25 protein-coding genes are annotated in these 24544 nt (G+C 59.0%); 13 read left to right on the plus strand and 12 right to left on the minus strand.

The window, feature by feature from the left end; translation table 11 throughout:
* Positions 1 to 41 precede the first annotated feature (41 nt).
* The 6 genes from JIO00_RS11930 to JIO00_RS11955 form a co-directional block, all read right to left on the minus strand.
* Entirely contained in the window at positions 42 to 689 is a 648-nt protein-coding gene (locus tag JIO00_RS11930) for a BON domain-containing protein (RefSeq protein WP_077749865.1), read from the minus strand.
* A 207-nt stretch (positions 690 to 896) separates the two neighbouring features.
* Positions 897 to 1598: a VIT1/CCC1 transporter family protein gene (locus JIO00_RS11935; protein ID WP_077749866.1), complete on the minus strand. Its 702-nt coding sequence runs from the start codon at positions 1596 to 1598 to the stop codon at positions 897 to 899.
* A gap of 31 nt (positions 1599 to 1629) precedes the next feature.
* Positions 1630 to 2607 carry an FAD:protein FMN transferase gene (locus JIO00_RS11940; RefSeq protein WP_234452951.1) on the minus strand — a complete coding sequence of 326 codons (978 nt, stop codon included), beginning with the start codon at positions 2605 to 2607 and terminating at the stop codon, positions 1630 to 1632.
* Positions 2591 to 4771, minus strand: a complete 2181-nt coding sequence (locus tag JIO00_RS11945; RefSeq protein ID WP_200668305.1) for a PepSY domain-containing protein — start codon at positions 4769 to 4771, stop codon at positions 2591 to 2593. Before JIO00_RS11945 ends, JIO00_RS11940 begins: the two co-directional genes overlap by 17 nt.
* Before the next feature lie 25 nt (positions 4772 to 4796).
* A complete protein-coding gene (locus JIO00_RS11950; RefSeq protein WP_010459354.1) occupies positions 4797 to 5267 on the minus strand; it encodes a DUF2271 domain-containing protein in 471 nt (156 codons plus the stop codon).
* Positions 5268 to 5359: 92 nt separating this feature from the next.
* Positions 5360 to 5683, minus strand: coding sequence for a PepSY domain-containing protein (locus JIO00_RS11955; RefSeq protein WP_200668306.1), 324 nt, complete (start codon positions 5681 to 5683; stop codon positions 5360 to 5362).
* A gap of 132 nt (positions 5684 to 5815) precedes the next feature.
* On the opposite strand from JIO00_RS11955, the gene JIO00_RS11960 reads away from it, so the two are divergent.
* From JIO00_RS11960 to JIO00_RS11980, 5 genes are all read left to right on the plus strand, one after another.
* On the plus strand, positions 5816 to 6475 hold the full coding sequence (locus tag JIO00_RS11960) for a response regulator transcription factor (RefSeq protein WP_154504324.1): 660 nt from the start codon (positions 5816 to 5818) through the stop codon (positions 6473 to 6475).
* Positions 6472 to 7815: a sensor histidine kinase gene (locus JIO00_RS11965; protein WP_010459360.1), complete on the plus strand. Its 1344-nt coding sequence runs from the start codon at positions 6472 to 6474 to the stop codon at positions 7813 to 7815. The genes JIO00_RS11960 and JIO00_RS11965 overlap by 4 nt, the downstream gene beginning before the upstream one ends.
* Positions 7816 to 8377: 562 nt before the next feature.
* The gene (locus tag JIO00_RS11970; RefSeq protein ID WP_042932140.1) at positions 8378 to 9025 is read left to right on the plus strand and encodes a hypothetical protein; all 648 of its coding nucleotides are present in this window, start codon (positions 8378 to 8380) and stop codon (positions 9023 to 9025) included.
* A gap of 270 nt (positions 9026 to 9295) precedes the next feature.
* On the plus strand, positions 9296 to 10423 hold the full coding sequence (locus tag JIO00_RS11975) for a saccharopine dehydrogenase NADP-binding domain-containing protein (protein WP_200668307.1): 1128 nt from the start codon (positions 9296 to 9298) through the stop codon (positions 10421 to 10423).
* Positions 10424 to 10425: 2 nt separating this feature from the next.
* Complete coding sequence (locus tag JIO00_RS11980) at positions 10426 to 10917, plus strand: DUF2269 family protein (protein WP_010459366.1); 492 nt, start codon at positions 10426 to 10428, stop codon at positions 10915 to 10917.
* 39 nt (positions 10918 to 10956) lie between these two features.
* Here JIO00_RS11980 and JIO00_RS11985 read toward each other — a convergent pair whose 3' ends face one another.
* Complete coding sequence (locus JIO00_RS11985) at positions 10957 to 11703, minus strand: SDR family oxidoreductase (RefSeq protein ID WP_200668308.1); 747 nt, start codon at positions 11701 to 11703, stop codon at positions 10957 to 10959.
* Positions 11704 to 11882: 179 nt separating this feature from the next.
* On the opposite strand from JIO00_RS11985, the gene JIO00_RS11990 reads away from it, so the two are divergent.
* Positions 11883 to 12452, plus strand: a complete 570-nt coding sequence (locus JIO00_RS11990; RefSeq protein WP_200668309.1) for a YceI family protein — start codon at positions 11883 to 11885, stop codon at positions 12450 to 12452.
* Between the two features lie 13 nt (positions 12453 to 12465).
* On the opposite strand, the gene JIO00_RS11995 is transcribed toward JIO00_RS11990, so the two are convergent.
* A complete protein-coding gene (locus JIO00_RS11995; RefSeq protein WP_042932138.1) occupies positions 12466 to 12909 on the minus strand; it encodes a hypothetical protein in 444 nt (147 codons plus the stop codon).
* 297 nt (positions 12910 to 13206) lie between these two features.
* Between JIO00_RS11995 and JIO00_RS12000 the strand changes: the two genes are divergently transcribed.
* Entirely contained in the window at positions 13207 to 14334 is a 1128-nt protein-coding gene (locus JIO00_RS12000) for a GGDEF domain-containing protein (protein WP_042932845.1), read from the plus strand.
* Positions 14335 to 14505: 171 nt separating this feature from the next.
* Here the strand turns inward: JIO00_RS12000 and JIO00_RS12005 are convergent, their stop codons facing one another.
* The 3 genes from JIO00_RS12005 to JIO00_RS12015 form a co-directional block, all read right to left on the minus strand.
* Positions 14506 to 14862 carry a hypothetical protein gene (locus tag JIO00_RS12005; RefSeq protein WP_010459375.1) on the minus strand — a complete coding sequence of 119 codons (357 nt, stop codon included), beginning with the start codon at positions 14860 to 14862 and terminating at the stop codon, positions 14506 to 14508.
* 24 nt (positions 14863 to 14886) lie between these two features.
* Entirely contained in the window at positions 14887 to 15372 is a 486-nt protein-coding gene (locus JIO00_RS12010; protein ID WP_200668310.1) for a DUF3592 domain-containing protein, read from the minus strand.
* A 172-nt stretch (positions 15373 to 15544) separates the two neighbouring features.
* Positions 15545 to 15985, minus strand: a complete 441-nt coding sequence (locus JIO00_RS12015) for a hotdog fold domain-containing protein (protein WP_010459379.1) — start codon at positions 15983 to 15985, stop codon at positions 15545 to 15547.
* Positions 15986 to 16147: 162 nt separating this feature from the next.
* On the opposite strand from JIO00_RS12015, the gene JIO00_RS12020 reads away from it, so the two are divergent.
* The 4 genes from JIO00_RS12020 (at position 16148) to JIO00_RS12035 (ending at position 19965) form a co-directional block, all read left to right on the plus strand.
* The gene (locus JIO00_RS12020; RefSeq protein WP_083377017.1) at positions 16148 to 16783 is read left to right on the plus strand and encodes a TetR/AcrR family transcriptional regulator; all 636 of its coding nucleotides are present in this window, start codon (positions 16148 to 16150) and stop codon (positions 16781 to 16783) included.
* A 24-nt stretch (positions 16784 to 16807) separates the two neighbouring features.
* Positions 16808 to 17518, plus strand: a complete 711-nt coding sequence (locus JIO00_RS12025) for a GNAT family N-acetyltransferase (RefSeq protein WP_077749873.1) — start codon at positions 16808 to 16810, stop codon at positions 17516 to 17518.
* Between the two features lie 317 nt (positions 17519 to 17835).
* Entirely contained in the window at positions 17836 to 19488 is a 1653-nt protein-coding gene (mqo, locus tag JIO00_RS12030) for a malate dehydrogenase (quinone) (protein ID WP_200668311.1), read from the plus strand.
* A 180-nt stretch (positions 19489 to 19668) separates the two neighbouring features.
* The gene (locus JIO00_RS12035; protein WP_177346275.1) at positions 19669 to 19965 is read left to right on the plus strand and encodes a hypothetical protein; all 297 of its coding nucleotides are present in this window, start codon (positions 19669 to 19671) and stop codon (positions 19963 to 19965) included.
* An 80-nt stretch (positions 19966 to 20045) separates the two neighbouring features.
* On the opposite strand, the gene JIO00_RS12040 is transcribed toward JIO00_RS12035, so the two are convergent.
* Complete coding sequence (locus tag JIO00_RS12040; RefSeq protein ID WP_234452952.1) at positions 20046 to 21026, minus strand: AraC family transcriptional regulator; 981 nt, start codon at positions 21024 to 21026, stop codon at positions 20046 to 20048.
* Positions 21027 to 21052: 26 nt separating this feature from the next.
* Between JIO00_RS12040 and JIO00_RS12045 the strand changes: the two genes are divergently transcribed.
* Together JIO00_RS12045 and JIO00_RS12050 are read left to right on the plus strand one after the other, a co-directional pair.
* Entirely contained in the window at positions 21053 to 22021 is a 969-nt protein-coding gene (locus JIO00_RS12045; RefSeq protein ID WP_154504336.1) for an oxidoreductase, read from the plus strand.
* 155 nt (positions 22022 to 22176) lie between these two features.
* Complete coding sequence (locus JIO00_RS12050; RefSeq protein WP_200668312.1) at positions 22177 to 24387, plus strand: putative bifunctional diguanylate cyclase/phosphodiesterase; 2211 nt, start codon at positions 22177 to 22179, stop codon at positions 24385 to 24387.
* Positions 24388 to 24544: the final 157 nt, after the last annotated feature.

Raw genomic sequence — 24544 nt, forward strand, 5'->3', positions numbered from 1 at the left:
GCTGCAGCCCGGGGAGATTGCACACTCCCCGGTGCCGTGACTCAGGCCAGCAGTATGTGATCGATCACCTCTTTTACACCGGGTACTGACCAGGCCGCCCGTTCTGCAACCTGACGCTGGCGCCATAAATGGACCCGGCCTTCGAGTATCACCACATCGCCCTGGACCTTGACGTGTATCCCCTCGGCTTCTACTTCGGCATTGCGCTTGAGTGCCGCTTCGATGCTGCGCTGGATATTGCCAGCGTCGACCCGGGGACGAAGGGCTAGCTGATTGTCGATGCCCAGCACGCCGGACAATTTGCGAACGGCCCGTTCCGCGGTTTCTTTTTGGTATTGCCAGTCCACTTGGCCTTCCAGGGTGACCCACCCATGTTGCACGACGACCTTGATGTCGCCTTCGGGCACGTCGGAACTCCAATTAATGATTTTCAACGCGCGACTGGCAATGGTGTCATCTGCCGTGCCGGCGCCTTTCTCGGGGCGGATCTGAATTTCTTCGGCGACCGCGCGTACGCCTTTGAGGCTTTTGACCGCGCGTTCTGCGTCGATTTTCTGGGCATAGGTGGAAACGTGACCGGTGAGGGTCACCACACCATCGTCCACGGCCACGCCAATGTTCGCAGCATTGATTTCAGGCTGGAATTCCAGTTCATCCAGAATGGCATTACGCAGACTCAAGTCGTTCATGATGAAGTCCTCTGTGAAGGGCGTGAGACAGGACGGACCGTGAATGCCCGGTCAGTCTTTTCTACGCCTGAACGAGGAAGCGTCATTGAGCTATATCAACAATGGGGCAACAGGCCCGTGGTGTCAGAATGCCAATCTGACGAGCGATGGTGTCGGGGCGTCCTTTTCATCAAGGGACGCCCTTTGTTTTTGCGGGAGGGACGTGTGCTAGACCACAGCGCCAAACAAGTGCCCCACCAGTGCCGTAACCGCCATGGCCAGCGCCCCCCAGAAGGTCACCCGCCATGCCCCGGTGATGACCTTGGCGCCGCCGGCCCTGGCGGCAATGGCGCCCAGCGTCCCGAGAAACACCAATGACATGCCCGATATCCAGGGCACCACGCTGAGCTCCGGCGCGACAAACGTCACCGCCAGGGGCAGGGCGGCACCCACCACAAAGCTGGCGGCGGAGGCGAGGGCGGCCTGCAAGGGTTTGGCGGTAAGGGTGGCGCTGATACCCAGTTCGTCCCGGGCGTGCGAACCCAACGCATCATGGGCCATCAATTGATCGGCCACCTGATGCGCCAGTTCGGGTGATACGCCACGGTGCATGTAGATGTTGGCGAGCTCGATGTGTTCGGCTTTCGGGTCACTGGCCAGCTCGGCCCGTTCGCGGGACAAATCGGCACGCTCGGTATCCGCCTGGGAGTGTACGGAGATGTACTCGCCTGCCGCCATGGACATGGCGCCGGCCATCAGTCCCGCCATGCCCGTGACCAGCAACGTGGCGTGGCTGGCGTTGGCGGCGGCAACGCCGATCAGCAGGCTGGCGGTGGAGACAATCCCGTCGTTGGCCCCCAGGACGGCGGCGCGCAGCCAGCCGATACGATCACTGCGGTGGGATTCGGTGTGTCTGTGCATGAATTTCATGGTTGAGCGCGACTCACTGTCATTGGGCGGTTCACATCGGGCGGGTTTCAATCTGCGCCTGCAACTGGCCGCCGACAATGGATATTTCCTTGAATTGTTGCCCGTCGCGCAGCACGAACAGCGCGTCCATCCCGCGTTCCTGTGCCAGACGTGGCCCTTCGGTTTCACCCAGCACCATCAGCGCCGTGGCCCAGGCATCGGCGAGCATGCACGAAGCCGCCACCACAGTGACGGCGGCGAGCGGGTTGCACAGCGGCGCGCCGGTAGCCGGGTTCATGGTATGAGCATAGGCTTGACCGGCCACGTCGACCCACTGTCGGTAGTCCCCGGAGGTCGCGATCGCGGCGTCGCCAAGTTCCATCACACCCATGACTTCACGCACGCCCCGGTCAGGCTTTTCCACCGCCACGGTCCAGCACTGGCCGTCGGGTTTGACGCCCCGGGCGCGCATCTCGCCATCGATGCCGACCAGGTAGCGGGTGATGCCAAAACCATCCAGGCAACGGGCCAACTCATCGACGCCAAACCCCTTGGCGATGCCATTCAAATCAAGGTGCAGCGGCGCGCGTTTGCGCACCTGATTGCGTAACGGGTCGACCACCAACGCGGCGCTGGCTGACAGCCGGGTGCGCGGCGGCATCGTCGCGAGCGCCTGTTCTGTAACGGTCGGTTCTGTGGGGCCGAACCCCCAGGCATTCACCAGATCACCGACGGCAATGTCGAAGGCGCCGCCGGATTGCTGACTGACACGCAGTGCCGCTGACAGCACCGTTGCCAGTTCCTGAGGCACCGAAATCCATTGCTGCTCGGGAGCGGCATTGAGGCGGTTGAGGTCCGAGTCGGGTTTCCAGGTGGACATTTGCTGATCCACCCGGGCCACGGCGCACGCCAGGCGCTGACCCACTTCGTCGGTATCGATCCCGGCTCCGGCATAGAACAGGGCGGTGTAGCGGCTGCCCATGGTTTCGCCGTTCAGGCTGTAGCGCTGCAACTCAGTAGACGTCTTCACGGTAGCGTCCTTGTGCCTTGAGGGTCAGCACCGTCAGGTTGAGAGGTGCCAACACCTCATCGAGGGCGTGCATCACGCCTTTGGCCATTTCGCGACTGCCACACACCAGCACCTGGGCGCCTTTTTCAATCAGTCGACGCAGGGCCTGGGCATCGCCGATCAGCCGGTCTTGCACGTAGCAGCGGTCCTGAACCTGAGAGAAGGCGGCGCGCAATGCCGTCAGGCGCCGGTCGGCCAGGTACTGCTTGAGTTGCGGCTCGTAGAGGAAGTCCGAGGCCGGGTTGCGCCCGCCCCAATACAAGTGCATCGGGTGGTGGGCCGTGTTGTTGCGGATAAAACCGGCCAATGGACCGATGCCGGTACCGGCACCGATCAGGATCACCGGGTGCGTGCCCGACGCCGGGCGAAATTGCGGGTTGGGCTGGATAAACGCTTCGATCGATGCTCCGATGTCCAGGCCATGAAGGAATTCCGAGCACACGCCACCGTTGTGTTTGCGCACGCAGATTTCCAGCACGCCGTCCTGCGAACCGCTGGCCAGCGAGTAGAAACGGGGGATCGGACTGCCCGGAGGCACAATCCCGACCAGGTCACCGGCCAGGAAGTCCGGCAGCGCACCGGGTGCCTTGAAGCGCAAGACGTGGGTCGGTGCGTTCACCTGTTCGCCATAGACGATGCGCTCTGTCAGCAGCAATGGACGGGTCTGTGGCCGCTGCGGGGCATGGACCAGTGTCAGGTCATGTTTGAGCACGTCGCCCAGCGCGTGGCCCCAACGTGCAAATTCCTGAGAGGATTGGCGGTTGACGGTTTCCAGCCCCAGTAACGGCGAGCCACCGGCTTGTAACATCGCGTCCTGCACCTGATGGGCGAACTGACAGAACTGCGCAAACTGGCGGTCACCAAAGCCCAGCACGGCAAAGGGCAGGCCGGGCTTGAGGCCGGTTTTGGCCAGCCGCGCCATGAACTGCGAAGCCGAGGCTGGCGCGTCGCCGTCACCGTGGGTCGCGGTGAGGATGATCACGCGTTGGGCGCTGCGGTAGTCGTTGGCGTATTGATTCATCGCCGCGCTATGCACTCGGTGTCCGGCCAGGTGCAAGGCGTCATGCAAGGTCTTGGCAAAGCCCCAGGTGCTGTTGTTTTCACTGCCCACCAGAATCACGCTGTCGGCAGAGTGGGCAGGGCTGTTGTGGCGGATGTTCGGGCTCGCCTTGCGCCGGCGCCACCACAACAGGAGGCCGGTGACGCTCATCAACGGCACACAGAGGGCACAGAGCCCAAGCGGCAGGCCCAGCCACCACAGGCCTTCACCGGTGTGCAGCTGATAGATCAATTCGTAGAGGTTGTGCATCGAGTCATGGGCCTGGTAGGACAACAAGGCGCCGCTGGCCTGATCCACGTAGCCGTCGCCCTGGGCCGTGCGCAGGGAAAACACGTCCTTCGGGTTGCCGGGACTGGGGTAGACCAGTTCGCGCAGGTCATTCAGGTCGGTGGCCTGCAAGGCTTGCAGGCTCGCCACCGGCAAGGCCGGCCCGGCACTGACGTGGGCGGGGAAGGCGGGTTCATTCTGACTGCCGTCGGCGATAAAGCCGAAGGTGGTGGCGGACATATACAGCCCGCTCAAGGCCGACAGCAGCAGCCCGAGCAAAGCCAGTCGTCCGACTTCAGCATGCCAGCGCTGGTTGAACGTGCCGCGCAGTGGCCGCAGCAGGTTGCGCCAGCCACCCAGGCGTCGGGCCAGCAACAGCGCGCCGGACACTGACAGCATCAGCATGAACAACGCGCCGACACCCGACACCCCATGGCCCGGTGTGCCAAGGAACATCGAGCGGTGCAGCTCTTTCACCCAACGCGTGAACGCGGAGGGCGCATAAGGCGCGAGGCCTTCGCCAGTCAGTGGGTCGACCGTTTCAGCCCCGGCCTGACCGTTCTGGTTGTAGTAGACGATGACCGTCCCGGACGCTGTGCGCTGGATCTGCTCCACGCCCGGGAAGTGATTGGCCACACGCCCGGCCAATTGGCCGACGTTGAGTTGCCCGGCCGCGGTGGGGGTGCTGTGCAAACGTTCCAGGGCCGGGTCGACCGACAGGATCGCGCCGCTGATGGCCAACAGCATGACCAACAGGGCGGCGATCAGGCCGGACAGGGAATGGGACTGGCGAAGCATGTTCAGCCTCCAGAAAGGGCAGGTGCTACAAATCGTAAGTAAAGGACTCGACATAGGTGCTGCCGGTCGCCGGCTGGCCTGCGCCCTTGGACGTCAGGGGCACGCTGACATCGGCGCGGGCGTCACGTTTGTCCTCGACGGCACTGTCGATGCGGATCTGATACCCGGCATCGATCAGGGTGTCTGCCAGTTCGACGCTGACTTTGAGCGTGCGCCCACTGCCGACACTGGCGCCGCTGACGCCGTCAAACTCGCTCGGGTTCATCCCGCTGCCACGGGCCCAGTCGCCCAGGTGTTTGTAGTACTTGGCCTTCTTGCCGGCCACCCACAGGGTTTTCTGGTATTGGCCGTTGGCGTCGGTCACGTAGATCGCCAGGTAGGCATCATTGCCGCTGTAGTCCTTGAGCTGGGTGGTCAGGGTTACTTCCCGGGCCTGGGCCAACCCCGGCAGGGCAATGGCGCCGGCGAGACAGGTGGCTGCGATGATCTTTTTCATGAGGGTGTCCTTGTGATCGTTAGGTCGAGAGCCTGGACCTGCTTGCTGACAGCAACCTGAATCGCAGGAAAAACTCATCGACGGGTGAGGCGTCATTCGGTGAGCGGGCTGCCGAGATAATCCCTGGCATCGCCGTCGTCGCGGAAATGGATCTCGAGCGTGCGCAGGCGCAGCGAGGCCGGTGAGTAGCTGGCTTCGATGGTGTTGCCCTTGCGGTCCAACCCCTTGAGTTCGTAACAACCGTCGTCGACCTTGATGCGTTGCACGCTCCAGCCGTATTGCCGCTCGACCTGCTGTCGCAAAGTCTCGCGGGGTTGCCAGTCGCTCACCGGGTCGCTGCAGTCGTCGTCGGCCATGGCGAAACCGCTAAGCAGCAGGCTCAACAGCGCGGCATGGGCAATAAAACCTGATTTCATGATCTGTCTCCTGCCGAGGTCGGCGTCTGTGGCATACCCTAAGGTGCATTCCTGACAACCAGCTGAATCTTCAGATTCACGTCAGGTAAGGCGATTAAGGTGCGGCACGACAACCACCACAGGAGGTGCCAGATGCGGGTTTTATTGGTCGAGGACGCCCCAGGGCTTGGGGAAGCGGTGCGCGAACAGATCGCCGATGACGGTCACGCCGTCGATTGGGTGCAGCGCCTGGACCATGCGCGCAACAGCGTGCGCACCACGCCTTACGACCTGATCCTGCTGGACCTGATGCTGCCGGACGGTCGCGGGCTGGATTTTTTGCGTCAGCAGCGCTCGGCGGGGGACGTGACCCCGGTGATTATCCTGACGGCCCAGGATCAGATTTCCGATCGCATCGCCGGCCTCAATGCCGGGGCCGACGATTACCTGGTCAAACCGTTCGACCTGTTTGAACTCTCGGCCCGTGTGGCGGCGGTGGCCCGACGTTACAGCGGCAATCCCAATCCGCAGATCAGACTTGGTGATTTGCAGGTCGACATGAGCGCCCGCACCGTGCAGCGTGCCGGCACCACCGTGGACCTGACGGCCCGCGAATGGGCGCTGTTCGAAGCGTTCGTGCAGCGCCCCAGCGCGTTGTTGTCCAAGTCGCAGCTCGAAGAGCGGCTGTATGCCTTCGGTGCCGAAATCGAGAGCAATACCATCGAGGTGTACATCAGCCGTCTGCGTAAAAAACTGGGGCGCGATCTGATTGAAACCGTGCGCGGCATGGGCTACCGGTTGGCGGCCGCATGAAGTCTTCTTCGAGCCTGCAAAAACGCCTCGGCCTGGGGCTGACCCTGGGCATGACCTTACTGTGGCTGGGCGCGACTGTCGGCGCCTGGCTGGTGGTGCAACATGAGTTGAACGAGGCGTTCGACAGTGCGCTGGAAGAGACCGCGCAACGGATCTTGCCGCTGGCCGTGCTGGAAATCAGCAACCGGGAGGAACCCCGTGAAGCGCAGCACGTTGCGACGTTGAAAATGCACAACGAATACCTGACGTACCTGGTGCGCGATGCCAGCGGCAAAATCCTGATGCAGTCCCACGACGCCAACCCGAAGATCTTCAGTAAGCGGCCGACCGAAGGATTTTCCACCTCTGAAAAGTACCGTTTGTATGGCGCCAGTGCGTTACGCGAGACGCTGTTCATTGAGATCGCCGAGCCGCTGGGTCATCGCCGTGAAGCCGCGCGGGAGGCTTTGTTTGCCTTGTTGTTGCCGCTGTTGGCGCTGATTCCCGTCAGCCTGTTGGGCACCTGGTTGTTCGTGCGGATCAGCCTGCGCAGTGTGTTGGCGTATCGTCGGGCGGTCGAGGCGCGTGGGGTGGGGGATCTGTCGCCGATCAAGGTGGCCCGCCTGCCCGCAGAAATCGATCCGTTGGCCGAGGCGGTCAACCACCTGCTGGAGCGCTTGCGCAAGGCCCTGGAGGCCGAGCGCAGTTTTACCGCCAACAGCGCCCATGAACTGCGCACGCCACTGGCCGCGACCCTGGCGCAGATCCAGCGTTTACACCACGAGGCGCCCGAAGGGCCGTTGCGGGTGCGGGCGGCGAAGATCGAAAACGCCTTGCGTGAGCTGGCGCGGCTTTCGGAAAAGCTCATGCAATTGGCCAAGGCCGAGGGCGGGGGGCTGTTGTCCGAAACGCCTCAGGACCTGATTCCGTTGCTGGCCCATGGCGTTGATGAGTGGAACCAGCGCAGCGGCCAGCGCATTGAATTGCATTTGCCAGGGCAGGCCAGCGTGTACTCGAACATCGACCCGGATGCCTTTGGCATCTTGTTGCGCAACCTGATCGAGAACGCGCTGAAGTACGGCGCCACCGACCAGCCGATCGAAGTCAGCCTCACCGAACAGGCCCAACTGCGGGTAGTCAATGGCGGCCCGGCGGTGCCGGCATCGGTGTTACAGCACCTGACCGAGCGTTTTGTGCGAGGTCACAGTGAAATAAGCGGTTCTGGATTAGGGCTGGCGATCGCCAAAACCATTGTCCAAGGGGTCAACGCGAGTATGAAATTGGTCTCTCCTGCAACCGGTCGACAAGAGGGTTTTGAAGTGTGCGTCTGGTTACCGCTCGCGACGGTGATCGGAGACTGACAACGGCCGGGTCATTGTCGTAAGTCCGCTTGCGTTAAAAAGTCCGACTGTTTCAGCGGTGAGGACAGTAAATGAGCGCGGGTCTCTCAGGCACTTATCGTAAGTAATGCAACAACTAATGGATCCAATGAAAGTATCTGGCGCTCATCTAATTTACGCGGGCCAGTTATCATGCGGCTTTCCGGGAAGTTGCCGATTTACCGTCGGGGTGAGTTGCTTTGACTGAAATAACCGTTTGTCGGTAGTCTGCTCAAAAAATGAACATTCTAGCCTCTGCGCCCTCTGATACTTCAGCATGTCACCATGACGTGCTATTGCTGTCGTAAAAAAGAAGTGGAAAAAAACCTCATGTGCAGTGAATGCAAATGGGGATTTTTTTATCTGAAATTCAGGAGGTAATAACTAAGCCGGTCATTGAATTGCCTGGTAATTCAATGGGCTAAGCAGTGTCAGGTCGACGATTTGGCATATCTTATAAAAAGTAAGATCGCACAGGGTTTGAAGAGCGAAATGCCCTGTTGAAGAACCGATCTGTACTATCGAATAAGGTGGGGAACTTACCGTGGCGATAAATACAATTATGAGCCTGTTGGAAAACAAAGAATGTATGGAATTTTTGCGGCTGGGCGTTATTTACGTTCATTTATTGTCGTGTTGCGTGGCTATTGGTCTGGTGTTGACCAGTGATATTGCAATGGTTAAAGATTTATTGAAACGGAAAACGTCCACTGGGCATGATCATGCTCACATGGAAAGTCTGCAGAAGTCGGTGGTGGTTGCGTTAATCGCGTTGTGGGTAACCGGTATCGCTGTCATGGGAATTGATTACCTGGATAAAGGTATGAACTACTTCATGAACCCAAAACTTCAAGCCAAAGTTATTATTGTCATGTTGCTGACCTACAACGGCATGTTGTTGCATCGCCTGGTATTGCCCGCTTTGCAAAAGGCCGGCTCCTTGCTCGATCTCGGATTCAGCGCACGGATGCTGGCGCTGTTTTGCGGCTCGCTGTCGGCGGTGTCGTGGATGTACGCGGCCATGCTGGGCGTCGGTCGCCCGTTGGCCTGGAAATACTCGCTTTCCGAACTGTTGATGGCGTATCCGGTGCTGATCGCATTGGGTTTCCTGACCATGCTGGTGTTGACTCAGCGAGTCAAACAACAGGACTACGCCGTTTTCTCAGCGCGGACCGTTGCGAGCCAGTGCTAGGTCCGTTCAGCGCGTAAGTCTGGCGGGCTTGTTTTAAAGCCTGGCAGTGGCGACTTTCTTAGTGCAAGGCAATATAGGCCTGCACTGAGAAGGTCGCTTTTTTTTTGCCGCCATCTTGGCGCGTAACTGTAAGCGGGCACGGTGAATGGATGCTCGCTTATGGCTAGCGGTGCTTCGCGGCTTGCCTGTCCGTTCGATATCAGTAAAGCTTTGCCGCGCCCGGTCCCGGGCGGGTTAGCTACATGATCCAATGGTTAAGGAAAGCGTTGAATGACACTCAGGGTGATGGTGGTCGGTGGCTACGGAAATTTCGGCAGCATCGTTTGCAGGCATTTAGTTGCGATGCCAGACGTAGAGCTGGTGGTCTCCGGTCGTAACTCACACAAGTTGCAGCGCCAGGTCAATGAACTGAAAACCCAGTCCGGTCGTGTCTGTGAAAGTTGGTGCGGTGATGCCATGAGCAGTGCGTTCGGCTCCACGCTGAGCGCGATGGGCATCCAGTGGGTCGTGCACACCGGCGGCCCGTTTCAGGGGCAATCCTATGCCGTCGCGCAAAGCTGCATCGACGCGGGCGTGAACTACTGCGATCTGGCTGACTGCCGCACCTTCGTCAATGGCATTGATGTGCTCGACGCGAGCGCGAAACAGGCCGGCGTGGCCGTTCTCAGTGGGTGCAGTTCGGTGCCGACGCTGTCGTCGGCGCTCATCGACCACTATCGATATCGCTTCAAACGCATCGACTCGATCGCGCATGGCATTTCTTCCTCGGCCAAGATGCCCGGCCTCTCGACCGTCGAAGGGGTGCTGGCCTATGCGGGCAAACCAATCAAGCAGCTCAAGAACGGCCAGGTGCACGAAGTGTCGGGCTGGCAGGATTTGACCCTGCGCAAGATGCCGCAATTGGGGACTCGTGTCCTGTCCAATGTCGATGTGCCGGACATGGATATCTTCGCGGCCCGTTACGGCGCCCATACCTTGAGTTTCAAGGCAGGTTCGGGCCTGAAACTCGGTGGCGTGGTCAACTACGTGCTCGCCGAGGCGTTGAGAATCGGGCTGGTGCGAGACTCTGCGGCGTGGGCGGCAAGGCTGCATCGTTGGGGGACGTGGTTTGAGCGATTCGGTGATGGCTTGAGTGCGATGTACATCGACGTCGAAGGGCAGGGCGTTGACGGGCAACCGCTGTCCATGACCGTGCAATTGACGGCGCACAATGACAAGGGCCCTGAAATCCCGAGCTGCGCGGCTGTCGCCCTGGTAGCAAAACGGGGCGCGGGTTACGTGCCGGCACCCGGTGCCCGTCCCTGCGTGGGCGAGATCAGCGTCGACGAGTACATGGCCGCGATCAACGACCCCGCCAATCTGCAGCTGTCCGTGCGCTTTTCTGACGAGCAGGGCTGAGCATGCTCTATCTGTGCCTGAAATACCTGCACGTCATTGCCGCGATTTTCCTGTTCGGGTTCGGTATGGGCTCCTACCTCTATCTGATCGCGGCCAGTCGCACAGCCAACCCGCAAGTGATCGCGCACGTCGCCAGAATGGTGGTGCGCTTCGACACCTGGATTACCACCCCGGCAGGCTTCATTCAGATCGTCTCCGGTTACCTGCTGATGAAAGTGTCCGGGCTGCCCATGAGCACTGAATGGATTCTGACCTCGTTGATCATTTTCCTGTGCGTGGGGTCATTGTGGCTGCCGGTGTTGGTGCTGCAGAAGCGGCTGCACGGGATGGCGTTGAGCGCGGTGGAGACGGGCGAGGGGCTCGACGCGCAATACCGGTCGGTCTACCAGAAGTGGTTCTGGATGGGCGTGATGGGTTTTGCGGGGATGTTTGTGATCGTGATGATGATGGTCACGAAGATGACGCCGATGCAGTTGATCGAGGCGGTGGCCTAGCGCAACGGCCACGCCTCATATTTGATCTGGCGTTGTCGCCTAGTGGGTCTCAAGCCACTCCTGAAACCGGGTCGCGCCGACAATGGGATTGGCACCTGGTGTCAGCGACTGGTCATTGATCGGCGCACCGAAGTAAGGGACCGTGTCGTCCGCGACGGTCTGGCGCGGGTCCCGGGTGTGCTTCAAATAGTCGCTCGCGAACTCGATGAGGGGGCGGTTTTCAGGGCCGGCCACTTCGACGGTCTGATTGATCGGTGCTTTCAACGCGATGTCCGTCAGTGCCGCCGCCACATCGGCCGAGGCTACCGGCTGCAGCGCGGCGGACGTCAAGTGAATGGTGTCGCCTTCCTCGCGCCCGGAGTGAGCAATGGCATGGATAAACTCGAAAAACTGCGTGGCCCGCACAATGGTGTAGGGAATGCCCGACTTCTTGATGAGTTTTTCCTGGGCCATTTTCGCCCGGAAGTAACCGCTGTCGAGCATCCGCTCGGTGCCGACCACCGACAGCGCAACATGGTGTTTGACGCCGTCAATTTTCTCCGCCGCGATCAGGTTGTGCCCGGCGGTTTCGAAGAAGTGCAACGCCGCGTGGTCCTCGAACGAAGGCGAGTTCGACACGTCGACCACCACGTCCGCACCTTTCAACGCCTGCGTCAGCCCCTCGCCGCTGATGATATTGACGCCGGTGCTTGGCGACGCCGCCAAGGCTTCATGCCCCAGATCCTGCAGGTTCTGGCAGAGCTTGCTGCCGATCAGCCCGGTGCCACCGATGACGACGATTTTCATGTCCTGTCTCCCGAAGCGGTGAGTGCTTGAATCATTAAACACCTGTGCAGGTGGCCGTATCGGGCGCTGGTGCACGTTGCCGACAGGAGGTCGGAAGTCTCAATGCCTGGTGGAATAAACGGTGGTTCTTTGCTTTAGTCCACCTGTCTGGCCAGCGTGTGCCACGACTGGAGCGCCCCATGAACACTCGATTCCCGTCGTTTTCCGTACTGGCTGCTGCGCTTGCCTTCGGCTTTTCTCCAGGTGCCGAAGCGGCCGAATACACGCAAGTGAATGAAACCGCCAGCACGATCTCCTTTACGTACAACCAGTTCAGCTCGCGGGTGTACGGCACCTTTGACACGTTCAAGGCCACGCTCGACTTCGACACGGACAACCCCGAGGAGGGCCGTGCCGCGCTGACCATCCAGCTCGATAGCATCGATGCCGGTAGCGAAGACGCCAACACCGAACTGCAAAGGCCCGCCTGGTTCGACACGCAGAAGTATCCCGAGGCGACGTTTGAATCGACCGCCGTGAACGCGCTGGGTGACCACCGCTATTCGATCACCGGCAAACTGACGCTGAGGGGCGTCACCCGTGAGGTGACTGTTCCGGTCCTCCTGAAAGAGGAGGAGGCCATCGGGATCTTCGATGGCCAGCTAACGCTCAAGCGTAGCGACTTCAAGGTCGGCGAGGGTGAATGGGGCGACACGGTTGTTTCCGACGACATCATTATCCGGTTTCGGATGGTTGCGCCGCAGCGGTAGCGGTCAGTGGGGTCTAACGGCAAGCATCCGCCACGGCCTTCTCGGCCCGTTCAATTTCCTGCTTGATGTCCGTGGTGATCCGCTGTTCCTTGAACTTCTGTTCGAGAAATTGCTGGCTCCCCTGGTTTTTCAGCTCTGCGTCGGTGGCGGCGTCCTGCGCCTGCAACTCGGCAGCGTGTGCGTCTATGACGGCTTCAACCTCGGCATCATTCTTCGCGGTATCCAGGGAGCTGACCAATTTGCCGACTTCGGCTTTCTCGGCTTCGGCGTAAGCATCGACAGACAGCCCGGCAGCCATCGCTCGTGCTCGAATTTCCACCTCTTCCTTGTGCTGTCGAGCTGCCTTGCACACTGCATCCCGGCGCGCGCGTTCGCCAGTGTTCCATTCTATAAACCCATACGTCGTCACTCCGATCATGGTCAGGGTAATGACGGCGCTGATAAGTTGGGCTCTCACATTGCGCAACCTCAACATTCAAGTGGATCCGTATGAGTCACTATCGCCCGATTCCATGGGAGGCTTCAAAAGCGTAGCAGGACGAACGCGTTGTACGTTGCCGGGGCAATGTCATTTGGCTCGATGCCTAGGGATAGCTCACTTTGTGCTATTACTTTTCTGACGATTGTCACAGAGGCTTTAAGGGCGCATTGCCGTGAATGTGCGGGTACCCACGAGTCGTAATTGTTTGTTTGCCTAGGTGGCAGGATGCCACAATCGCTTTTTTTGTCGCAGCATCATGATCAGGCGGATCAAATGGGTGGCCCAGGATTTCGGCACGACCAGGATGCTTTCATCGCAGCGCAGGTGCGCAGTGATCGATTGCATCAGCTTTTCCACCAGTCATTCCCTGCGATTTTCGGCAGTTTTCTGGCCGCGATCATGCTGTGCGGGCTGTGCTGGGAGCGTTTTGATCACTCCATCATTTTCACCTGGATAGGGCTGCTGACAGCGTCGTCGTTGCTGCGCCTCCTGATGTTCGTGGCCTGGTTTCGCTGCCCGGACAGTGAGCGCACCCCGCAACGCTGGGAGAGGAAATACGGGTTCACGCTGGTGTTGTCCGCCGGTATCTGGGGGGCGGGTGCATTTGCGGTCATGCCGGCAAACGACCTGTTGGCCCAGGCACTGGTCATGCTTTTTGCCGTCGGCATGTCGGTCAGCGCGGTGTCGTGTTATTCGGCGTATCGATACATGACGCTGGCGTCCATTGGCCTTGTGTTGTTGCCGTGTACGCTCTGGCTGCTGTTTCAATCGTCAGCGATTCAGGTCGGCATGGCGCTGGCCGTGATTGTGTTCGCCTCATTCGTGGCCAGCGCGACACGCAAACTGGCCGAAGCCCTGGAAACCGCCTTCCTGCTAACCCGCGAAATGGAACGCGCCCATCGCATTGCCACTTACGCCGCACAGACCGATGAACTCACCGGCCTGAAAAATCGCCGCGCTTTTTTCGAGCATGCCCAGCAACTGTTCCATGACTGCCAACACAACCGCTTACCGTTGTGCGCGGTGATGCTGGATATGGATCACTTCAAGCACATCAATGACACCTACGGTCATCAGGTCGGAGATCAGGTGTTGCGGCAAATGGGCGTGATCATCAACCGGTCCTTCCGCGACACGGATGTCTTCGGCAGGCTCGGCGGTGAAGAGTTCGCGATCCTGCTCCCGGATACTTCCATTGAAGTCGCCCTTAACATCGCCGAGCAACTTATCCAGTCGATCGGTGGATTGATGACCGGACCGGTTCACCGTATATCGGCCAGCCTCGGTGTGGCAGCGATGGATATCGGCGATAACGATTTTCAAAGTTTGCTGAATAACGCGGATAAAGCGCTGTATCGAGCCAAGGCGCGTGGGCGTAATCAGGTAGCCGTTTCGGAGTAGGGAGGAAGGATTGGACCGGCGCACATTTTATTTCTTCCTGAGTTCGGCTCTGCAATCAAGGATCAATTATTTCCTGCATGTTCATATGTCCCTCTTTGCATCAGGCGGGAGAGGCGGATGGGGTGTCAACGAATAGCGGATTTTCGACCTCAGGCCTTATCCGTAAACGGCTCAAGAAAAATCGGCGGTATCCCACAGCAACGCTTCAACTTCGTCAAACGTGCCAGCTAACCTCAGAAAGGTATTTGCCCACCCACTGCTCAGACTGACTTCCTGCAGCGGGCCTGTCACTGCAAACAGGACCGCTACTTTCAGTCGCTCGGGTAGTGTGCCGGCTTTCAGAAGGTTGACCAGCCCGAGCAGCTCCGCTTCTGCCGCAGCGGCATCTTCCCAGCTCGACCAGTCAAAATTATTCTCCTCCATCGAAACCAATTCGATAGAGGCTTCGAGAATATGGATGAGTCGCTCAGTCGGAGTTTCCCGGACTGGCTGGCCATTAAACAGTTGCCTTGCACGTTGCAGATTCATGGTTGAACCACCTTTAGGCCAGTCTCAATAAAACCGGTCTTCTTCCTTCATCGCATAAATCCGCCCCAGGGTCCTGGCCGATATCCCCAGGGACAACAACGCCAGCAACACCCCACCCATCATGATGTAAAACCCCGGACGATTGCCGCTCAGCTCGCGGGCAATGCTGTTCTGCCCCGGTAACCAGCGCGAGTAAAGCAGGTCAATGCTGCCGCCGGTTTCATAGGCGGTTTTCTGTGCGTAGCGCTCGTCAACGTATTGATCGTCGTGCGCCTGGCCGTTGTGATCGGTGTAGCGGTAATGGATCACTTTGCCGTCGCTGTTCATGAGGATGTTGTCCAGCCGGGTCACCGTGCCGGTGGTCTCTACGGGGCTCAAGCGGATGGCGGCGTAGGCAATGCCCTCGTGCCGGGCCATGCCAGCGAGGATCAGCACCACGCAACAGGCCACGGTGAGCAGGATCACGCGGTTGAACAGGTGATCCTTTTCGGCTTCGCGGGGGTAATACATTTCACGGTCCTTCGTTTGTGGGTTCACAGGAAGGATTCGGCGAGCGAGGGCACAACTTTAGTCGCGGCGGGATTATCGACAGTTGCCTGTTGCCCTTCGAAAGAACGATAGCGGGTTGCGCAATTGTTGTAGCAGCCAGACGCTGGCTGCTACAGGTAGCGGGCGTGGGCGTTTAAGCGAGCTTCACATTCATGGTGATGCGCGCAGTGAACACCTTCTTGCCTTCGGCATCATGAATATCCACCGGCACGATCTTGTCGCCCTCCGTCCGCCAATCCACCGCCTCGCCATCGGCCACCGCCGTCACATCGCTCTTGGCCTTGGCCAGATACTCGACCGTCATCCCTTTCGGAATCCAGCGCGCACCGGCGGGAATGGACACGTCGGTCATCGTCCCTGCCGCCAGTTCGGCGGCGTTGCACATCGCAATCGCATGAACCGAGCCCAAGTGGTTGGTGATCTCCTTGCTGAACGGCACCTGCACCGTGGCATGACCGGGGCGCAACGCCGAGATCAGCGGCTTGATGGTGCTGAAGTAGGGCGCCACCTGGCAGGCCATTTTGCTGAACGCTTCCGGGCCGGCGCTGTTGAACATGCTGAGAAACTGACTCATTTTGAAGCCTCGCTGAGGGATGGTTTTACAGAATGATGTTCCGTAACAGAATAATGTTCTGTGACGGAACAGTATTCTGTTGCGATTAAATCTGTCAACCTAGCGCAGCTTTCTCACCGGCAGCCGCCTGCCTTGTCATGAATTTTCTGGCCTGTATCCCGCATGGAAACCGCAGATCTACTCGAGCGCAGCTACCCCGGCAGAAGAGCCGAACTCAAGCGCGACATCTTCAGAAAAGCCTTGGCCCTGTTCAACGAACAAGGGCTCGAAGCCACGACCATCGAAATGATCCGCGCCGAATGCGATACCAGCGTTGGCGCGATCTACCATCATTTCGGCAACAAGGAAGGCCTGGTGGCCGCGCTGTTTTTCACCGCGCTGGATGACCAGGCACTGCTTCGCGACAGCTACCTCGCCGAGGCACAGACCACCGAAGAGGGCGTGCACGCGCTGGTCCACAGCTACGTCGATTGGGTCGACAGCCAACCCGACTGGGCACGTTTCCAGTACCACGCGCGATTCGCCGTCACCAAAGGGCCGTTCAAGGAAGAACTGGCCACTCGCAACAAAATCCGTAACCAGACACTCGGCCAATGGCTGGCAGAGCCCGGCCGACGCGATGAATTGCGCGCGTTTCCGGCCGAATTGCTGCCGTCGCTGATCATCGGCCAGGCGGACAGTTACTGCCGGGCCTGGTTGTCGGGGAGGGTGGTCGCCAGTCCGAAGGCCTACCGGGAATTGCTGGCGGAAGCGGCGTGGCGATCAATCTGTGACAATAGCCCCGCCGAAACCCAGTAAAGCGATCCCGGAGTCAGAATTTCAATGCCCGAACTCACCCACTTCGACGCCCCGTGCCCGGAGCACATCAACAGCCAGATCCTGCAGATGGTCGTCGACAACCTGACCGACATCAGCATGGTCGGCATCGCGCCGAGCAACCCGCTGTACAACGTGTATCAGTACGCGGTCGGTTACGAAGTGCATCTGTACCTGGAAGCCCTCGGCGGGTCCAAGGGCATTGCGGTCGAGTTGATCGTCGCCACCGACGATGAAGACCCTGAAAAGGTCATCGGCTTTCTGCTGTACCTGCCGGTCAAGGACGATCCCGAAGCCTGCGGCGTGGCCTACATGGCCGTTGACTCGGGTCATCGCCGCCGAGGCGTCGCACGGGCCATGCTGCAAGACATGATCAGCCGCTACCCCCACGCCGAACTGACCTGCACCGTGGCCAAGGTGCCGTGGTTCGAGTCGATGGGTTTTCAGGTGCTGGGCGTGCGCGGCACGCAGGTGCTGATGAACACCCGCGACCACAGCAGCGAAGGCTTGATGGGACTGTTGGATGTCACATTTATCTACAGTTCTCTAGAGGTTCGGCAGATACATAACTACTTGCTGCAAAAACACGGAAAGCGCGCGATGGTCGATGCCGAAAAGCAACGCGACCGGCATCTGGACCAAATGACCCACAACGCCAAGGTGTTTGTGCTGAATCGTTTGGGCCGGGACGCGGCGAACGAGCCCCGTCTGGACTAGACTCATAAGTCCTTTTGGGAGCGCGTGGTCGTCCTGCCATGATATTCTGCGCGCCAACTTGGTTTGACCTATTCAGTTGGCCCGTCCTTGAGACGTGCCGACAGGATCAATGTCGCTCAAGTAGCTGAAGCCAATAATGATAAAAAGTCAGTTCAGTAGGGACATATAAATTGAGGTCGATGCAGACAGTCGGCCTTGTGTGCCCACCCTTCGATTCTTGTGTACGAGCACCCACGACGTCCTGCCTGAATGTCGTGAACCAAGGGGCCGTGAGCGGGAATGGAAGGGCGGATGGCGTTTTATCATAGGTGCTACAGATGTTTAAGAAAATGAACACGGCCCTGCTGGGGCTGGCTTTGTCGATGGGGATCACGTCCGTTCACGCGGCAGAGGCAAAGAAAGTCGATGTACTGCTGATCGGCGGCGGCATCATGAGCGCGACCCTGGGTGTCTGGCTCAACGAGCTGGAACCTGGCACTTCGATGGAAATGATCGAGCGCCTCGACGGCGTCGCCCTGGAGAGCTCCAACGGCTGGAACAACGCCGGTACCGGTCACTCCGCCCTGGCCGAGTTGAACTACACCCCGGAAGACGACAAGGGCAACGTACAGATCCCGAAAGCCGTTGAAATCAACGAAGCGTTTCAGATCTCCCGTCAGTTCTGGGCCTGGCAGGTTCAGCAAGGCGTGCTGAAAAACCCGCGTTCGTTCATCAACTCCACGCCGCACATGAGCTTTGTGTGGGGCGATGACAACATCAAGTTCCTGAAGAAGCGCTACGAAGCCCTGCAAGCGAGCCCGCTGTTCGCCGGCATGCAGTACTCCGAAGACCCGGCTGTGATCAAGAAGTGGGTTCCGCTGATGATGGAAGGGCGCGACCCGAACCAGAAAATCGCGGCCACCTGGAGCCCGATCGGCACCGACGTCAACTTTGGCGAAATCACCCGCCAGTTCGTCGCGCACCTGCAAACCACACCGAAGTTCGACTTGAAACTGTCTAGCGAAGTGCAAGACATCACCAAGAACGACGACGGCACCTGGCGCGTCAGCTACAAAAACCTGAAAGACGGCACCAAGTCCGAAACCGACGCCAAGTTCGTGTTCATCGGCGCGGGCGGCGGTGCACTGCACCTGCTGCAGAAGTCCGGTATTCCTGAAGCCAAGGAATACGCAGGCTTCCCGGTAGGCGGCTCGTTCCTCGTCACCGAAAACCCGACCCTGGCCGAACAACACCTGGCCAAGGCCTACGGCAAAGCCTCCGTTGGCGCACCGCCAATGTCGGTTCCGCACCTGGACACCCGTGTCCTGGACGGCAAGCGCGTCATTCTGTTTGGCCCATTCGCGACCTTCAGCACCAAGTTCCTGAAGGAAGGCTCGTACCTGGACCTGCTGACCACCACCACCACGCACAACGTGTGGCCAATGACCAAAGTCGGCATCAAGGAATACCCGCTGGTCGAGTACCTCGCCGGCCAACTGATGCTGTCTGACGAAGACCGCCTCAACGCCCTGAAAGAATACTTCCCGAACGCCAAAGCCGAAGACTGGCGCCTGTGGCAAGCCGGCCAACGCGTGCAAATCATCAAGCGTGATGAAGCAGCGGGTGGCGTGCTGAAGCTGGGCACCGAGATCGTTGCATCGCAAGACGGCACCATTGCCGGCCTGCTGGGCGCATCGCCGGGCGCCTCGACGGCTGCACCGATCATGCTGACCGTGCTGCAGAAAGTGTTCAAGGACAAGGTGGCTTCGCCTGCCTGGCAGGAAAAGCTGCATCAGATCGTGCCGAGCTATGGCACTCAGCTGAACGGCAGCCCTGAGAAGGTTGCGCAGGAGTGGGCTTACACCGCCAAGGTGCTGCAACTGACGCCGCCGCCGGCGATTGGTCAGGTAGCGGCTCCGGCTGCTGCTCCGGCTGATGCTGATAAGGCGAAAGCGCCGAAGGCTAATGCTGCCAGTGATATGGCTTTGTAAGTAGAAGCGTAATCAGAGAAAGCCCACTGATCGGAGACGGTCAGTGGGCTTTTTTGTGGGGAGTGGTTTTCGAGGGGGTAGATTCATCTGGGCTCACGTCTCGGTGCTTCATCCAAAGCCTGTCTCAACGCATCAAAAATTTTGAACCGCCTTTGGGTGCGCTCGCCTAATGATTAGCTTGTGGACGAATCGCACAGGCAATGTGCCAATACCGGCATTTTCCGAGAGGTGGTCAACGTGGCTAAAGACGAGAAGAAAAGCAAAGGTGATGCTTCGAACGCCAGCAAGGATTTGAAAGACAAAAAGTCATCGAAGGCAAAGAAATCAGCTGCGGCCTCGGCTCTTTCGAAATCTTCCGAAAAGAAAGACAAGAAAAAAGATGCCGAACCGAAGAAATCTGCAAAAAAAGCTGATAGCAAGCCAGACAAGGCTAAGAAATCAGACAAGGCAGAAAAGCCGGCGAAAAAGAATAAGTGACCTCTGCGATCTGCTAGGGCGTTACGCCCTAGCTTCCTCAGGCCAAATTGCGAGCAAGCCTGGCCCACCTCAATACCCGGTTATCGCAGTGCTTCACGTCGATATTGTCCGGGCGATTTTCCGTGAACACGGCGGAACGCGACTCCAAAGGCAGCGTCCGACAGATAACCCAGCGAAGCGGCAACGGTAGCGACGTTGTCCGTGCCATCGCGCAACCTCGACGCCGCCACTTGCATGCGCCATCGCGTGACATATTCGCCGGGCGACTGCCCCACGCGCGTCTTGAATAATGCAGTAAAGCCAGAGCGGGACATGCAAGCCATATCCGCCATTTCAGCCAGCCTCAAAGATTTTTCGGGTGCGCCATGAATGGCACGCAACACCTTGGCGATGACCGGATCTCGAAGTCCTCCCAGCCAATTCAAATCAGTAGAGTCGGCGGCGGTGATGCGATGGCGAAGCACGTGAATGAAGATCAGCCGCAGTAGATCGTTGCACATTGCATGCGCGCCAGCTTGATTCGATTGCCACTCACGATCCAGTTCATCCAGCAGCCAGCCAAACGACGATGCGCCTCCGGACCCGGCGCGGATGATGAGTGCAGGCGGCAATGCATCGAGCAACTCCATCGCCGCAGGACCGACAAGTGAAACGCTGCCGCCCAGCAACTCGACATCGTCACCCACGCCGAACATTGCCGACGCCCCCGCATGGGAAAACACATCGGAGGCATTTATCGCCTCCACATCCGGCCCGCTGGCCAGAACGAACGGCGTACGAGCAACGACAAAACAGTCGCCAGCCCTCAGATGACAAGGCGCCATGCCGTCCATGCGCAACCAGCACTCGCCTCGTCGCACGACATTGAATTTCAATTCGATGGGCCGGAACTGTAATGCCCAAGTGCCGCCTGCCTGCAATCGCACGGAGCAGGCGGCACGCAGTCCTGACAGCGCCAGGACTTCGGACAAGGGGTCAGAAACTGAATTTTGGATGATCACGATAGAAAACCGGGTTTCTTGAGCTGTTTCGTCCAGCGAGCTTAGTGAAGAATCGAGCACTTCGATACCTGCGAGGGAGATTTCTCATGCCGACGCTTCAAAACCCTATTCACTCCGACTTCAATGCCGCCAGTACCGCCGCCGAGGTCATGGCAGGTGTTGACCTGACCGGCAAAATTGCGATCGTCACCGGCGGTTATTCGGGAATCGGACTGGTCACCACGAAATGCCTGGCCGCGGCGGGCGCACACGTTATCGTTCCCGCCCGAGATCCGGTCCGGGCCCTGGCCGCCCTGGCAGAGGTCAAGCGGGTCGAAGTACTGGAGATGGACTTGATGCAACCCGCATCGGTTGAAGCCTTCAGCCGACGCATGCTCAACAGTGGCCGTCCGATCTCGCTGCTGATCAACTGCGCCGGGGTCATGGCCTCGCCACTGACGCGAGACGGCGATGGGCACGAAAGTCAGTTCGCTACGAACCATCTCGGTCATTACCGCCTGACTTGCGGGCTGTGGCCGGCACTGATTGCCGCGGGCGCGGCGCGCGTGGTTTCGGTCTCGTCACGAGGGCATCAGATCGCCGGGGTGGATTTTGACGACATCGATTTTTTGCGCCGGCCATACGACAAGTGGGTGGCGTACGGTCAGTCGAAAACCGCCAACGCACTGTTTGCGTTGGCGCTCGACAAACGCGGACGTCATCGCGGCGTGCGGGCATTCTCGCTGCACCCGGGGCAAGTCCTGACCAGCCTCGGACGCCATCTGAGCAGCGCCGAAATAGCCGCATTCGACGTGCTGGATGAGCACGGTCGGCAGCGCCTGAACCCGGAGATCGGACTCAAGACACTGGAGCAGGGCGCTGCAACCGGCTTGTGGTGTGCGACCAGCGCCACGCTTGCAACCTTGGGCGGTGTTTACTGCGAAGATTGCAATATCGCCTCTATCAACGAATCGGAGACGGGACGCAAGGGCGTGGCCAGATGGGCAGTCGATCTTGAGTATGCCGAGCGTCTTTGGGCCGCATCGGAGCAATGGACAGAGATGACAGTTTCATAAATCTGATACTGTTTTTTATGTTGGATCTGAGTCTTTTTTTAGTGCGTCGGTGCTCTATAGAGTGCGCGTCCGACGCACTAGTGGACAGTGATCGGCCGCCTACTATTTCTGGCTCTCTGAAGACCGGACGACCTCGAGAGTCTTCAGGAACCACCATGAATACTCGTCCTGGTTTTCGCAGCAAGACACTCCCCGAATCGCAACGTGACATTCTCGGTATGATCGCGACCGATCATCATCTGGGCGACATACTCTGCGCCATCTGCCAGATGCACGACGCACAGGCCCCCGAAACCTTCTGTTCGATACTGCTCACTGATGCCGAGGGCAAACGCTTGCTGAGCGGCGCGGCGCCCAGCCTTCCGGTCGAATACAGTGACGCGATTCATGGAATGGCCATTGGTCCACAGGAAGGAACCTGCGGCACCGCTGCGTTCCGGCGCGAGCTTGTAGTCACCGAAGACATCGCCCGGGACCCCAACTGGGAGCGTTTCCGCAGCCTGGCGCTGGGGCATAACCTGCGTTCCTGCTGGTCGGTGCCTTTGCTCTCCCATCAGGGACGCGTGTTGGGTACATTTGCCCTGTACCAGAACCGCGTCCATGCGCCGGACGAGGCGCAGATTCAACGACTGGACCGCGCGGCCCAACTGGCAGTCATCGCGATCCGCCATGAGCGTGATGGCCAACGACTGGAGGAAAGCGAACAACGTTTTCGTTCATTGTTCACCTACAACCCCCACCCCGTGTTCTCCCTCGATCTGTTCGGCAATATCCAAAGTGTGAACGCAGCAGGCCTGAAGCTGAAACCGTACACCGCAACCGATTTCATTGGTCATCACTTTTCCCATCTGGTACTCGAAGAGGACCTGGAGCGGGTCAGTCAGCATTTTTCCGCAGCCCGCGCCGGAGAACCTCAGCGCTTCGAGGCACGGGTTCTCGACGAGAGTGACAATCTGCTGACCATGGACATCTCTAACCTGCCGATCATGGTCAACGGAGAAATCGTCGGGGTATTCGGCATTGCCCGGGACATCAGCGAGCAGAAGCATTACGAGCGCCAGTTGAGCTTCAACGCCAGCCATGACCGGCTGACCGGCTTGCTCAACCGTGTTTCGCTTGAAGAACGGCTTGTTCTGGATTGTCACATCAGTCGTCGGCGCAAGCGTCGTCTGGCGGTGATGTGCATTGATCTGGATGGATTCAAATCCATCAACGATTCGATCGGACACTACTTCGGCGATCAGGTGCTGATTGAGGTGGCGCAGCGTATGACCCAGCAGATTCGTCCCGGCGATACCATCGTGCGCATGGGCGGTGATGAATTTATCGTTCTGCTGCCGGACTTGCTTCGTGATGAGGACGTTGTACCGGTGGCCGAGCGGTTGATGGCCAGCATTGGCAGACCCTACTGCATCCAGGGCATTGACCTGCACGTGAGTGCAAGTGTCGGCATCACCCTGAGCGATGGTCACATCGAGCAGCCGATGCAGCTGATCCAGCAGGCTGACATGGCCATGTACAAAGCCAAGCAGCAAGGGCGCAACAACTTTCAGTGGTACACCAGTGATCTTAATCAGCGCGTTTGCGAGCACGCGAGCCTGCGCAATGACCTGCAAAAGGCTATCGAAACCCAGTCGCTCAAGCTGCATTATCAACCGCAGATAGAAGCGCGCACGGGGCGGGTGGTCGGGATCGAAGCGTTGCTGCGCTGGGAGCATCCGGAAAAAGGATTTATCTCACCCGCGGTGTTTGTGCCGGTGGCAGAGGACAGTGGTCAGATCATCCCGCTAAGCCTTTGGGTACTCGATACGGCCTGCGCGCAACTGCGCCAGCTAGGCGAGCAGGGCATTACGAGCATCTCAATGGCCGTGAATATTTCGCCGATGCATTTTCAGCGTGGCCAGTTCGTCCAGTGTGTCCAGGCCACCCTGGAGAAACATGGTCTGCGTGGTGAGCAGTTGGAGCTGGAGATCACCGAGTCGCTGCTGTTGCATAACGCGGAACAGGCAATCGACACGTTGCACCGGCTCAAGGCGCTGGGGGTGCGCATTGCGCTCGATGATTTCGGCACCGGTTTTTCCAGCCTCAGCTATCTCAAGCGTTTGCCCATCGACAAGATCAAGATTGACCGCTCGTTCATTCAGGAAATTGCTACCGACCCTCACGATGCAGCGATCACCCAAGGCATTATTTCCATGGCCCATCACCTCAGTCTGACGGTGGTCGCCGAGGGCGTGGAAACGGCGTCCCAGGTGGATTTCCTGAAGGGCAGTCGTTGCGATATTTTTCAGGGGTATTACTTCGCCAAACCGATGCCTTGTGCAGAAATCGAAGCTTTCCTGAGCCATCCCGCGTCCCATCCCTGACCGGCCATTATGTCGGGTCTCAGTCCTGAAAATCAGACGCTAAGGCAAATTTTCAGACTCCAGCGCAGAACTCCCTCTCCTCAGGCAAGGCGCTCCCGGCGCCTTTCTCACACACTCGGCTCTAACGCTATCGCGCTGCACAACAACAAGAGCCGCG

Origin of the sequence: Pseudomonas sp. SW-3 (assembly GCF_016615645.1) — a bacterium.
Classification (GTDB): Bacteria; Pseudomonadota; Gammaproteobacteria; order Pseudomonadales; family Pseudomonadaceae; genus Aquipseudomonas; species Aquipseudomonas mandelii.

Excerpts from the sequence above, each read along its gene's own strand:
- JIO00_RS11930 (WP_077749865.1), bottom strand. The coding sequence starts at position 689 with ATGAACGACTTGAGTCTGCGTAATGCCATTCTGGATGAACTGGAATTC.
- JIO00_RS11935 (WP_077749866.1), bottom strand. The coding sequence starts at position 1,598 with ATGAAATTCATGCACAGACACACCGAATCCCACCGCAGTGATCGTATC.
- JIO00_RS11945 (WP_200668305.1), bottom strand. The coding sequence starts at position 4,771 with ATGCTTCGCCAGTCCCATTCCCTGTCCGGCCTGATCGCCGCCCTGTTG.
- JIO00_RS11950 (WP_010459354.1), bottom strand. The coding sequence starts at position 5,267 with ATGAAAAAGATCATCGCAGCCACCTGTCTCGCCGGCGCCATTGCCCTG.
- JIO00_RS11955 (WP_200668306.1), bottom strand. The coding sequence starts at position 5,683 with ATGAAATCAGGTTTTATTGCCCATGCCGCGCTGTTGAGCCTGCTGCTT.
- JIO00_RS11960 (WP_154504324.1), top strand. The coding sequence starts at position 5,816 with ATGCGGGTTTTATTGGTCGAGGACGCCCCAGGGCTTGGGGAAGCGGTG.
- JIO00_RS11965 (WP_010459360.1), top strand. The coding sequence starts at position 6,472 with ATGAAGTCTTCTTCGAGCCTGCAAAAACGCCTCGGCCTGGGGCTGACC.
- JIO00_RS11975 (WP_200668307.1), top strand. The coding sequence starts at position 9,296 with ATGACACTCAGGGTGATGGTGGTCGGTGGCTACGGAAATTTCGGCAGC.
- JIO00_RS11980 (WP_010459366.1), top strand. The coding sequence starts at position 10,426 with ATGCTCTATCTGTGCCTGAAATACCTGCACGTCATTGCCGCGATTTTC.
- JIO00_RS11985 (WP_200668308.1), bottom strand. The coding sequence starts at position 11,703 with ATGAAAATCGTCGTCATCGGTGGCACCGGGCTGATCGGCAGCAAGCTC.
- JIO00_RS11990 (WP_200668309.1), top strand. The coding sequence starts at position 11,883 with ATGAACACTCGATTCCCGTCGTTTTCCGTACTGGCTGCTGCGCTTGCC.
- JIO00_RS12000 (WP_042932845.1), top strand. The coding sequence starts at position 13,207 with ATGGGTGGCCCAGGATTTCGGCACGACCAGGATGCTTTCATCGCAGCG.
- JIO00_RS12005 (WP_010459375.1), bottom strand. The coding sequence starts at position 14,862 with ATGAATCTGCAACGTGCAAGGCAACTGTTTAATGGCCAGCCAGTCCGG.
- JIO00_RS12010 (WP_200668310.1), bottom strand. The coding sequence starts at position 15,372 with ATGTATTACCCCCGCGAAGCCGAAAAGGATCACCTGTTCAACCGCGTG.
- JIO00_RS12015 (WP_010459379.1), bottom strand. The coding sequence starts at position 15,985 with ATGAGTCAGTTTCTCAGCATGTTCAACAGCGCCGGCCCGGAAGCGTTC.
- JIO00_RS12020 (WP_083377017.1), top strand. The coding sequence starts at position 16,148 with ATGGAAACCGCAGATCTACTCGAGCGCAGCTACCCCGGCAGAAGAGCC.
- JIO00_RS12025 (WP_077749873.1), top strand. The coding sequence starts at position 16,808 with ATGCCCGAACTCACCCACTTCGACGCCCCGTGCCCGGAGCACATCAAC.
- mqo (WP_200668311.1), top strand. The coding sequence starts at position 17,836 with ATGTTTAAGAAAATGAACACGGCCCTGCTGGGGCTGGCTTTGTCGATG.
- JIO00_RS12045 (WP_154504336.1), top strand. The coding sequence starts at position 21,053 with ATGCCGACGCTTCAAAACCCTATTCACTCCGACTTCAATGCCGCCAGT.
- JIO00_RS12050 (WP_200668312.1), top strand. The coding sequence starts at position 22,177 with ATGAATACTCGTCCTGGTTTTCGCAGCAAGACACTCCCCGAATCGCAA.